Annotated in this window: 11 protein-coding genes; 2 read left to right on the top strand and 9 right to left on the bottom strand. The window is 44.9% G+C overall.

Features of this window, described 5'->3' with window-relative positions; translation table 11 throughout:
* Nucleotides 1-147: 147 nt before the first annotated feature.
* Nucleotides 148-1,506, top strand: a complete 1,359-nt coding sequence (locus tag AB4161_RS07270; protein ID WP_372083089.1) for a Na+/H+ antiporter NhaC family protein — start codon at nt 148-150, stop codon at nt 1,504-1,506.
* 201 nt (nt 1,507-1,707) lie between these two features.
* On the opposite strand, the gene AB4161_RS07265 is transcribed toward AB4161_RS07270, so the two are convergent.
* The 3 genes from AB4161_RS07265 to AB4161_RS07255 all read right to left on the bottom strand — a co-directional run bounded on the left by AB4161_RS07265 (nt 1,708) and on the right by AB4161_RS07255 (nt 5,428).
* Nucleotides 1,708-2,868 carry a multidrug effflux MFS transporter gene (locus tag AB4161_RS07265; RefSeq protein ID WP_372083094.1) on the bottom strand — a complete coding sequence of 387 codons (1,161 nt, stop codon included), beginning with the start codon at nt 2,866-2,868 and terminating at the stop codon, nt 1,708-1,710.
* Between the two features lie 311 nt (nt 2,869-3,179).
* Complete coding sequence (locus tag AB4161_RS07260; RefSeq protein WP_017064884.1) at nt 3,180-3,560, bottom strand: hypothetical protein; 381 nt, start codon at nt 3,558-3,560, stop codon at nt 3,180-3,182.
* 155 nt (nt 3,561-3,715) lie between these two features.
* Nucleotides 3,716-5,428 carry a pseudouridine synthase gene (locus AB4161_RS07255; RefSeq protein WP_372083088.1) on the bottom strand — a complete coding sequence of 571 codons (1,713 nt, stop codon included), beginning with the start codon at nt 5,426-5,428 and terminating at the stop codon, nt 3,716-3,718.
* Nucleotides 5,429-5,719: 291 nt separating this feature from the next.
* Here AB4161_RS07255 and AB4161_RS07250 point away from each other — a divergent pair, with 291 nt between their 5' ends.
* A complete protein-coding gene (locus AB4161_RS07250; protein ID WP_016769103.1) occupies nt 5,720-6,172 on the top strand; it encodes an NUDIX pyrophosphatase in 453 nt (150 codons plus the stop codon).
* Between the two features lie 17 nt (nt 6,173-6,189).
* On the opposite strand, the gene AB4161_RS07245 is transcribed toward AB4161_RS07250, so the two are convergent.
* From AB4161_RS07245 to AB4161_RS07220, 6 genes are all read right to left on the bottom strand, one after another.
* The gene (locus tag AB4161_RS07245) at nt 6,190-6,627 is read right to left on the bottom strand and encodes a bifunctional diaminohydroxyphosphoribosylaminopyrimidine deaminase/5-amino-6-(5-phosphoribosylamino)uracil reductase RibD (RefSeq protein WP_017060582.1); all 438 of its coding nucleotides are present in this window, start codon (nt 6,625-6,627) and stop codon (nt 6,190-6,192) included.
* A 155-nt stretch (nt 6,628-6,782) separates the two neighbouring features.
* A complete protein-coding gene (locus tag AB4161_RS07240) occupies nt 6,783-7,337 on the bottom strand; it encodes a nucleotidyltransferase family protein (RefSeq protein ID WP_372083087.1) in 555 nt (184 codons plus the stop codon).
* The gene (locus AB4161_RS07235) at nt 7,337-7,624 is read right to left on the bottom strand and encodes a putative quinol monooxygenase (protein WP_372083086.1); all 288 of its coding nucleotides are present in this window, start codon (nt 7,622-7,624) and stop codon (nt 7,337-7,339) included. Before AB4161_RS07235 ends, AB4161_RS07240 begins: the two co-directional genes overlap by 1 nt.
* 946 nt (nt 7,625-8,570) lie before the next feature.
* Entirely contained in the window at nt 8,571-9,428 is an 858-nt protein-coding gene (locus tag AB4161_RS07230; RefSeq protein WP_372083085.1) for a hypothetical protein, read from the bottom strand.
* A complete protein-coding gene (locus AB4161_RS07225) occupies nt 9,428-10,282 on the bottom strand; it encodes an ABC transporter ATP-binding protein (protein WP_017072200.1) in 855 nt (284 codons plus the stop codon). The genes AB4161_RS07230 and AB4161_RS07225 overlap by 1 nt, the downstream gene beginning before the upstream one ends.
* Nucleotides 10,279-10,650, bottom strand: coding sequence for a GntR family transcriptional regulator (locus AB4161_RS07220; protein WP_017079597.1), 372 nt, complete (start codon nt 10,648-10,650; stop codon nt 10,279-10,281). The genes AB4161_RS07225 and AB4161_RS07220 overlap by 4 nt, the downstream gene beginning before the upstream one ends.
* Nucleotides 10,651-10,784: the final 134 nt, after the last annotated feature.

Genomic DNA, 10,784 nt, shown 5'->3' with positions numbered 1-10,784 from the left:
AGCCGCGATGAACCTTTTTTATTACGTGATGCTCAATAGGGTTCTTATTACTTTGCATTAAATTAGGCGTTTAGACGTCTAGACGTTGACAAGTTCTAAGTGTGACATTAGTCTGCTCACCTTCCTGTTCTATTGTGTTGTCGTTCCATGTCCAATTCAAAAAATTCTAACGCGGTAATTGCCCCTTCTGCAGTGGCGCTTATCCCTCTGATCGTTTTCCTTGCGCTGTTTATTGGCGTGGGTACATACCTGTCGCTACAAGGCGTCGATTTTGCTTTCTATCAACTTCCAGCTCCGATTGCGGCTCTGCCTGCTGTGATGTTAGCGTTGCTATTGAGCAAAGATAAATTGAACCGTGCGATTGAGCAGTTCTTAGGTGGCGTGGGTCACAAAGACATTATCGCAATGTGTATGATCTACCTATTGGCGGGTGCTTTTGCTGCTGTGGCTAAAGCTTCTGGTGGCGTGGACGCGACGGTAAACCTTGGTCTATCGGCTATCCCAACGAGCATGATCCTACCGGGCATCTTCCTTATTTCGGCGTTCATTGCGACAGCAATGGGCACCTCTATGGGTACTATCGCTGCGGTTGCTCCTGTTGCACTAGGCATTGCTGACTCAGCTGGTATGAGTATTCCTCTAACCGCTGGCGTAGTGCTAAGTGGCGCTATGTTTGGTGACAACCTTTCTATCATCTCGGATACCACGATTGCCGCGACTCGCTCGCAAGGCTGTGAGATGAGAGACAAGTTTAAAGAGAACATCCGTATAGCACTTCCTGCTGCACTTATCGCGATTGTTATCTTTGCTTTCAACAGCACAGCAACTCAAGTTCCTGAAACAGGCCCAATTGAATGGCTGAAAGTCCTTCCGTACATCACTATTTTGATTCTTGCTGTATCGGGTATGAATGTATTCGTTGTGCTGACGATTGGTATCTTGCTGGCGGGTGGCGTGAGCCTAGGTTCTGTTGAGAACTACGGTATGACGGATTACGCTCAAGATATCTACGCAGGCTTCGGCAACATGCAGGAGATCTTCTTACTGTCGATGCTGATTGGTGGTTTGAGTGAGCTAATGCGTCGCCAAGGTGGATTGGCGTTCCTGACTAGCTTGGTAAGTGGTGTGATTCGTGCGTTTGGCTCTTCACACTCTAAGCAAGCGAATGGCCGCGCAAGTGAGCTAGGCATTGCAGGCTTGGTATCAATGGTGAACCTATGTACGGCAAACAACACCGTAGCAATCATTGTTTCTGGTAGTGTGGCTCGCCAATTAGCTGAAGAGAACGATGTATCTCCACGCCGCTCTGCAAGCTTATTGGATATCTTCTCGTGTGTGATTCAAGGCGTACTGCCTTACGGTGCTCAGGTATTGCTATTAGGCTCTGTGTTTAACCTATCGCCGCTAGAGATCGTGTCTAACTCTTACTACTGTTTCGCGCTTGCAATCGTGGCTGTAGTCGCTGTGTTTATTAAACACCCAGCGCGTAAAGTGGCTAACGCTTAGTAGTAATTGACCAAACTGAGTGCTCACTGGCTCTGATAAGAAGGCTCCTTAATAGGAGCTTTTTTGTGCGTGAAACTCATGGCTTGAAAATTCAATGTACGTCTTCAAATACAAGAAAACCGCCTATGTAGACGGTTTCTAATTTCGTTATAGCGGTTTTCAAGTTTATTGTAGTGTGAATGACAATTAGGCTTGAGAGCTTTAATTCAGCTTCTTAGTCACGAACTCTTTGTTTCTAACCATTAGCCACATCAGGCCACCAAGCGTACCGATGGATAATTGGATAAAGCCTAGGTTTTCAATCAGTGACTCTGGGCGTATTGAAACTAATACCATGCCAAGTGAGCCACAAATCATGCTGAAGAACTGAATCAGTGCGACGGCAGAGCCTGTGTCATGATCTTGTTGGTTCAACATCAAGTTGGTACCCGGTACTCGCATGATGATCGCCATCAGTGTCGCTGGTGCTGCGATGAACATAAAGAACCAAGGGGACAGGTCACCAATGGTTAGGGTGAAGATGCCCGCAAGCGCTAATAAAGCAAAGCACCCGGAGATGACCTTTTGAACCGGCATTCGGTAGGACAACTTCATGTAGATTGTTGGACCAAATGAGGCACACAGTGCATTGAATGCGAACGCGTAACTAAACTGTTGTTCGGTCAATCCAAAGCGATCGATGTAGATATAAGAACCCGCCGCAAGAAAGCCCATCAACGCCATCGGTATGATAGAGAAAATGACCAGTAGCTTGAGGAACGAGCGGTTTTTCATGACCACGCCCATTCTTCCCCATGAACGGAACATGGAACCTTGGTATTTGGTTTCGAGCGTTTCTCGATAGCAGCAAGCTAATACTGACGCAAATGCACCAAAAATGGCGAGGGTGACGAACATCATTCGCCAAGACGCAATTTTCAGTAGAAAGGCACCAAATACAGGCGCAACCATTGGCGCGATGATCACCAGTGACATGATAGTCGCCATGATCTTTTCACGTTCTCTGCCATCATAAAGATCTTTGACAATGGCGGTAGCGATAACGGTGATAGCACTACCAGCAAAGGCTTGGAATACACGAGCACCAATTAACTGTTCGATGCTATTGGTCATCGCGCACAATATGCTCGCGACCATATAACCCGCTAATCCAATTAATAGGATCGGCTTACGACCGAATTTTTCGCTGAGCGGCCCCCAGAACAAAAGACCGATGGCGTAAGTAACGAAGTAGCTGCTCAGGGTTAGGTTGACCATGGATCGGTAAGTATTAAACACCTCGACCATCTGCGGAAGCGCAGGTAAGTAAAGGTCGATAGTCAATGGAGGGAAAGCACTTATTATGACGAGAAAAAATAGCATACCGGTCTTACCCAGTACTGGTTGTGGTCTCTTCAAGGTGGCTCTCCGTTGTCCAAAATAGGTTTTTAATTTGTGTGATATTGCTATACAGAAGGCTAAGGCACGTCAGACAAGAAGGATAGAGTCGTTCAAGAATATGGTGAAAGTAACGATGAACTTATCTCTAATGAGTTCGAATCTACGAAGTCGGTCTGTGCACTGAATTGTATTACAAAACATTATTGCTTTTATAGCTAACGAGTTCAATCAGTTAGTAGCAGTGTAGCTTGTAATCGCCAGCGACACATTGTAATGATTATCGACTTGGCTTGTTATCTTTTCTTTGGGCGTTTTTCGACTAAACCGTTACGCTCTAAACCACGTCGAACGCTGCTGCATAGTTTACCAAAGCGGCGCAGTTCTTCGAAGTTAGGGCCTTGGCCAATGGAAATACTGTGCTCCCAATACATTAACTCGCTGTCGACCATCTCAAGTAGTTTCTTAGAGCAACCCGAGCAATTTCCTTTTGGACCACAGATAAACGTCTCTGACTCGTAAAGTGGGAGCTCGTTTTTAACTTCTTCAATTAAGTTGAGCATTGCCGAGTTTAAGTCTGGCTTTTTGGATGTAAGTGGCTTCAAGCTTGGTGCTTGCGTCGCAATTAATGGGGAAGTCAGTTTGTTAGGTTGTAAATTCAAAGCAGCTGATGACATATCAAAGGCCTCAAGGAGAGAAGAAGGTGGGCATGCTACTCTTCACAACAAAGTGAATCTTGATGTAGTGCAATAAGCGTGGATATATACCCAAAAGAGGTAGGAGCCACAAGCGGTTGTGACTCCTTATCAAAGCTCGGTACTAATGAGAGATTTTAGAATTCGGCGTCGAACTGGAATTCCATCCACTCTTTGGTGACTGGGTGGTGCAGCGCAAGTCTTTCTGCGTGTAAGTGCAATCGGTCGGCTTTATTGCCATACAAGCCGTCACCGACGATAGGCATGTTAAGGCCTTCTTGGTGTGAACAGTGAACACGCAACTGGTGTGTACGCCCTGTTTTAGGATGCAGGTAAACCTTAGTGGTTTGCCCGTTTCGCTCAATCACTTCCCATTTGGTTTCTGCTGGCTTGCCGTGTTCGAAGCAGACAATTTGACGAGGGCGGTCATACAAATCACCACGCAATGGCAGTCGAACATAGCCTTCATTTTCTGTTAGAACGCCTTCAATCATTGCCACGTAACGCTTTTCGACTTCACGAGTAATGAACTGCTTCTGTAAGCTCTTGTTCGCACGTCGTGTGAGAGCGAAGATTAGAATGCCAGAGGTCGCCATGTCTAAGCGATGAATCACAAATGGGCCTTCAACATCGGGATGCATTTCTTGAACACGTGTGTAGGCGGAATCTTTGATGGTTTTACCCGGCACGGATAGAAAACCTGCTGGCTTGTGTACTACCACGATGTGCTCATCTTGGAACAGAATATCCAGCTCTTTGCCTTCTGCTGGGTTCTCTAGCAATGGGTTTGGATCGACTTCTAGGCCTTTCATCATATGGCCTAAAATCGGCACACATTTACTCTGACAAGAAGCGTAGTATTTCTTGTGCTTGCGGATTTCCGACTTTGGAGAGCGGCCCCACCAAAATTCAGCCAATGCCAGTGGCGTGTAACCATGTAAGTACGCGTATTGCAGCAATTTAGGCGCAGCGCATTCACCAGAGCCCGCTGGTGGTATCTTGTTTGGCGTGTTTTCAAAGATTTGGTTAAGGTCTTCAACGTTTCCTTCCGCATTTTGGAAAGCGTATTGTGAAAACAACTTGTGTTGAAGCTGATGAGAAATGTGTGCTCTTTGCTCTTTTAGCTCAGCCAGTTGAGTGTTGAACACATCAACTTTAGCTTGCAACACTTGCAGGGTCTGTTCCCAGTTAAGTTTTAGGTACTTCTGCTGGTTCTTGTCGGCAACACTGGCTTTGTTTAGCTCATTATTTAGCTGTTCGAAAGCTTGCTCATCAAGGTTTTCTTTACCTTGTTCACGTTGTTCTTTACGCGTTTTTCGGCCTTCAATAATCAATAGACGTTGAGCTTCAATCTCTTGCTCGGCTTGCGCTTTTTGCTGTGCCAGTTGCTCGCACAATTCAAGGTATTCAGTATTTGCTTGCAGCGCTTTAAACTCAGCGTTGACAGCCATCATGTCGGCTGTGTCTTGATGGAAAAAGCTGTCGCTGCTGAGCATGTCGAACACGGGCGGTACAAAGTGAGGCAGTAGGTTTTGGTCGGCGATTTTCCCTGAAAAAGCAGAGAAGTAACCCAATTCACCTTCAGGACTTTTCACCAGTAACACACCAAACATTTTGCCGCGACCAGCGTCAGAATCCAGTCCGAAGTCATGCTGCCAGTCGGTTTGTGTTTCTAGATGCTGTTGAAGCTGATGAGATGCGATTTCACACAGTGGGTGCGGTTCGTAGTAGAACGGGAATGTGAAACGCTCAGGCAACGAATATGACTCGATCGGCTGTTGAAAACGAGTGAAGCAATGCTCAGGTGTGTGGCTGTTTTCTGAGTCGTGCGTTGGTTTTGATGAGTGCATAGTCGTATTAATACTTATATCGTGGTGATAAATGGTTGTGAGTCTACTGTGTATGTTTAGAGACGTTAAACACAGTACAAGGCGGCGATTCTACTCTTTATCGAAAAGCGCCTCAAATAAGAAATGGCTCTATTACTGGATAGCTAAGCGAGACGGTTAATACTGAACCCATGAGTTATGGCTTGAACGCCATTAATTGATGAGTAACTTCTCGTTTTTAATCATAGAAGACAATTTAACAAACCAAGGGTGGTAGCCTTGCCACCCTCTTGTTCAACCTAAGGTAACGTTATGATTCCACTCAATACTTCGATTGTCTCCGGTGTCGCTATTTCAGAGATCGACGGACAAATGAAAATGCTATTAATGAAGCGTGTTAAAGGTGAGTTTTGGTGCCATGTTGCAGGCTCGATTGAAGCGGGAGAAACAGGCTGGCAGGCTATCGTGCGCGAGTTTGAAGAAGAGACCCAAATTAAAGTGGAAGCTTTGTATAACGCGCAGTTTCTGGAGCAGTTTTATGAGGCGCACGTGAATGTGATTCAGCTAATCCCTGTGTTTGCGGTGCTATGCCCACCCAACCAAGCGATTGAACTGAATGACGAACACACCGAGTACCGCTGGTGTAATTTAGAAGAAGCAAAAGCGTTAGCGCCGTTCCCCAACCAACATGCCGTCTACGATCATATTTGGTCGTATTTTGTCGATAAGCCAGTCAATCCGCTTTATCGAGTGAAATTGAACTAATACTGGCTGTTTAAGATCTAGGACTTACCAAGGTAAGGGGCTAAAAAGGTGCTCACTTGCGCTTGGCATAACCCCACATCTACCTTCACACCGTGCGATTCAAGGATGGCAACTCCACGACCATTATTACGAGGGTCTGGGTCTAGCATCGCCACGACTACGTGTTTTACACCTGCTTTAACCAATGTATTGGCGCAAGCGGGAGTTCTGCCAACAAAAGAGCATGGCTCTAAAGTTACGTAAGCGGTAACCCCTTCCATTGTTCCGTCCGTTTTGTCGTTATAGTTATTGAGTGCTTCAACCTCGGCGTGGTTTCCGCCGACTTTTTGCGTGTATCCAACAGACACCACCTTATCGTCTTTCACCAAAACACACCCTACTGGCGGGTTTGGTTGGCAATCAGGTAAGGCTTGGCGCGAAGCTTCGAGTGCTTGCAGCATGTATTGTTGGTTCATGGTCGTTACTCAGTATGACGAGAGAGCGTAGCAGCTAGTCGCCACGCGTGGTTGATGAGTTGGTTAATTACTAACTTAATAAGCTAGTAAGTGGGGCATGTTCGATCTGATTGGACTTTTAGTCAATGGTTTTAGCGTTTGAATTCGACTGCTAGTTAACTGTGACTCATCGTTAACTTGGGCCACTGGGTTAGCCAACCTTTGGATTGCACTCTTTGATCAAAGATATCTCGGCTACGCTTTGGATTGGGTGTGATTTGCAAATCAAACAAACTCTCTAAGCCAAAGGCAGAAATACACTCGATGTTTCCATGGAGGCTTTGTTTCACGGCGACGGCGGTTTCTTTCTCTGGCCAATAACTCATCGCATCCAATGAGCCTTGGTAACGTTCATCCCCATTTCTAGTGTGCATGTAGGCTTGATTGCGAACTTGCCAATTCAGTTCGGGTAACCGTTGTTTAAGCTGAGCCTCGTATCTAAGATCCGATTCGTAAGAGGTATCAATGGGATCAAAGTAGATCACATCAATATCATTGAATGGAGTCGGGGAGGCATAACCATGCTGGTGATCCCAAACGAGGTTTCTCACAAAGCCCGCAGCGACGTAACACTGCGGTAAATCCAACTGAGCGACACGGTCTAAAACCTTCATTCGTAAGGGATCTTGTTTGATCAACGTGACGATGCGCTTGGCTAGCGGATGTATCATTATGATGTCGGAACATCGGTGACTTGGTAGTGACGTGTCACGTTCTGAGAGATTGCACCCCATTCAGATGCTTTTACTCGCTGTTGGTGGGCTTCGAATGCTTCTCGGCTAGTGAATTCTTCATACACTTCAAAGCGATTAGGTTTAAGGGTGCTTTGACTGATTCGAAAGACCATACAACCAGGTTCTTCTAGTGTCAGTTCTTTGTGCACAGCTAAGGCTTGTGTGACGGCTTCTAGATCGTTGTCTGGCACTAGAATATGCCCTTGCAGAATTACTTTACTCATAATTACGTCCATTTAATTACGTCTATTTAATTTGGTCCATTACGGATTTTTTCTATCAAAAGCTCTATCCGTTACAAACATAATCCCATTTTGATGTTGTAACGTATAGGCTAATGTGGCGATTATTAGTTCACATTGAATGTATTTTTTAGTTACACCGTAACTTTAAAGGTGATGTAATCAACAAATGACAAGACACTGGAACTAAATCAACGTTGGTCCGGTCTATTAAATTAGTATCATTGAACTGTATTGATACTGAAATGAATTTGTCATCTGAGAGAACTAACCTTAATTTTGAACAGCGGCTCATAGGATTGAATTGAGCCATAGTTGATATCTAGGTCATACTTTGATGTAAATGGTACTCAAAACTCTATATATTTTGTGATTTGTATCATTGATCTGGGCATCAAACACCGTTAGATTCGAATGGTTGGCAATAAAAATAGCTCATGAAGAGCAGTTAAAGAAAAGGAAATATCCCTTATGAAAAAAATGAGAAGAGCACAGCTTCATCGCGTTCGTATCCAATACTGGAAAGACACGTCAAAAGAAGCATCAAAGAAATAAGCTTTAAATCGTAAAGCTTTAAAAGCTGAAAAGCTTAATAAAATGTAAAACGCAACAAACTGATTTCATTAGCACTCTCAAGGACCTTCATCTGGTCGGCGACTAGCGAAATCATCCCCAAAGAGCTGGCAGGCATTAACAACAATGCAATTCAATGTCAGCTCATTAATACCTCCTCTAAGTTTATCTTCGTTTGTTAAACCTGTTCTCCAAATTAAAACTTGTTTGTTCCTTGTTCCTTATTCCTTGGTTTCGCATCCCCGTATTCGCTAACGTCCTGATAATAAAAAAGCTCCCGATTTCTCAGAAGCTTTGATTTAGATTTTGGTACCTGATGTGACTGCCCGATAAAGACTCGTGCTTAGGATAGACTCTAGCGTTGGAATAGCGTCTTTAAGCTCGCGTCATCCGTTCTATTTAGCTTTAGGCTCAGTAGATAGCCACCAACACCGATCAGTGCGTAAATACCTAAAGATAAAATCGGCGCTTCTGCAATCGCGCTGAATGGGTTGCTTGCTGTCAGTACCTTCATTGGAAGTGATGCGATGAGAGATAGGAAATCGTTGATGCCATAGAACCCAAATACAGCGACAGAGAGGAACTTAATCGCATAGCTTGAGATAAAAATGACAAGCAATGGAGAGTTCACCAACTGCGAAATCGCTAGGGTCACGGTTGCCAGTGGTAGTAAAACCAGTGCAACTAACAACATTCTCCCAAAGAACACGAGCCAGTTGCTCAGCACGTACAGTAGGGATTGCTGCTCAACCAGTAGCGCCAGTTGCTGCTCGCTAGAGACGTTCAATATCCAGAATAGGAAATCGGCGAACAGCACGAGCAACGCACAGATTGCGGGAATAACCACTAAACCGAAGCCGAGTTTCACACCGTGAGTCATTGCGTTAGATACCGGCATACTTCTCCAAAACATCGAACTGCCTTCTTGGCGCTCTTTACGCAGCGTTTTAGGGATGTAAAGCGTTGATAGGATCAGTGAAATAAGGCCCGCGCCAAAGTAGATCACTGAGTTGAGGTCTTGTGCGAACTCTCTGTGGATGTCGCTCACGTCACCGTTCACTTGCATTTCGAAGAAAAACTCATGCTGCGCTGCGCCATTGAAGAACAGGCTAACGAACAGTAAGAAACCACATAACGCGACAAACAGAGGCAATCGAGTGTTAATTTTGTGCTCGATGAGTTCTTTTTCTAGCATGTAAAAACTTGGATGCATTATGCCTTCTCCGTCTGTGTTGCAAGGAATAGATCTGCGAGACCAACGTTATAGATGTTACCCAGTGATTCAACTTGCGCTTTGTATTGACCTTCCAATAACCACTTAGTAGTGCCTAGCCCTGATTGTGAGGTCAGTGGGTTGAGTTTCTGAATCTCGCTTGAATGGTTGTTTGCGACTTCAATAATGAAATAGTCGCTTTCGATGTCTTCCATGCTCTTTTGCAGCACACAATGGCCTTGTTTTAAAATCAGAACATCCGTTAATAAATGTTCAATCTCTGAAACCTCATGGCTTGCAATGATCATGGCGCGTTCGCCGTCGTGGAACCACTCAAGTAGATGGCGATAAAAAGTATCGCGGTACAGTAAATCTAGGCCAAGTGTAGGCTCATCTAAGATCAACACTTGGGTGTCAGTCGCGATGATGATCGCAAGGTGAAGTTGTACCTTCATTCCCTTAGAAAGCTGCTTGATAGTCGAAGAGAGCTTGATGTTGGTGCTGCTTAATGTCTGTTCTGCTTTTTGCTTGTTGAAGCTAGGGTGCACACCTTGTGTGTATCGAAGCAGTTGTTTAACCGTCATCCACTCTGGTAACACGTTAACATCTGAGATGTACGACAAGTGCTGCATGAGCTCTGCGTGCTGGTGGATAGGGTGGTAGCCGTTTACTTCAATCTCACCTTGATAGTTGTGTCCACCAAGCAGTGATTTGATCAGTGTCGATTTCCCTGCGCCATTATGGCCCAGCAGTCCAAGCACTTGCCCCGGTTTTAACTCAAAGCTGATGTTCTCGACACCCACTTGATTTGAATAGGTTTTGGTTACGTTTTTCACGGAAAGTAAAGTACTCATGACTTGTCCTTTATATGTTGTGCTAGCTGTTTCACGAGTTCTTCGACACTCATATCAATGATGCCTAGCGTCTCAGCGATGGCTGGGATCTGTGTGTTGATGAATGATTGGTGTGCAGACTCTTTCAATTTTTGAAGTGCCCCTTCGGCCACATACATGCCTTGGCCGCGTTTTTTCTCTACCAAGTCTTCATCCACCAGTAACTGATAGCTTTTCATGACAGTAAGGTGGTTGATCTTGAGATCGGCAGCAACCGCACGCACAGAGGGTAATGCTTGTTGCTCTAACCAAACACCTTGAAGAATTTGGTCACTGATCTTTGAGGCAAGTTGCCTAAAAATCGGTTGGTCGTCTTTCCATTCGGTCATAATCAAAACTGCATGGTGATATACATGTGTATAACACTAACCTTTTTATTCGAATTGGCAAGGGTTTTATGAAAATGGATCGGATATTTTTATAGTTGGATAAAGCATGTTTGGCGGGGAGGGTACTTGAAGCC

The organism is Vibrio sp. 10N.286.51.E5 (assembly GCF_041469125.1).
In the GTDB taxonomy this organism is placed as follows: domain Bacteria; phylum Pseudomonadota; class Gammaproteobacteria; order Enterobacterales; family Vibrionaceae; genus Vibrio; species Vibrio crassostreae_C.
The sequence above is the reverse complement of the archived record's forward strand: the minus strand, read 5'-3'. Positions and strand labels throughout refer to the sequence as shown.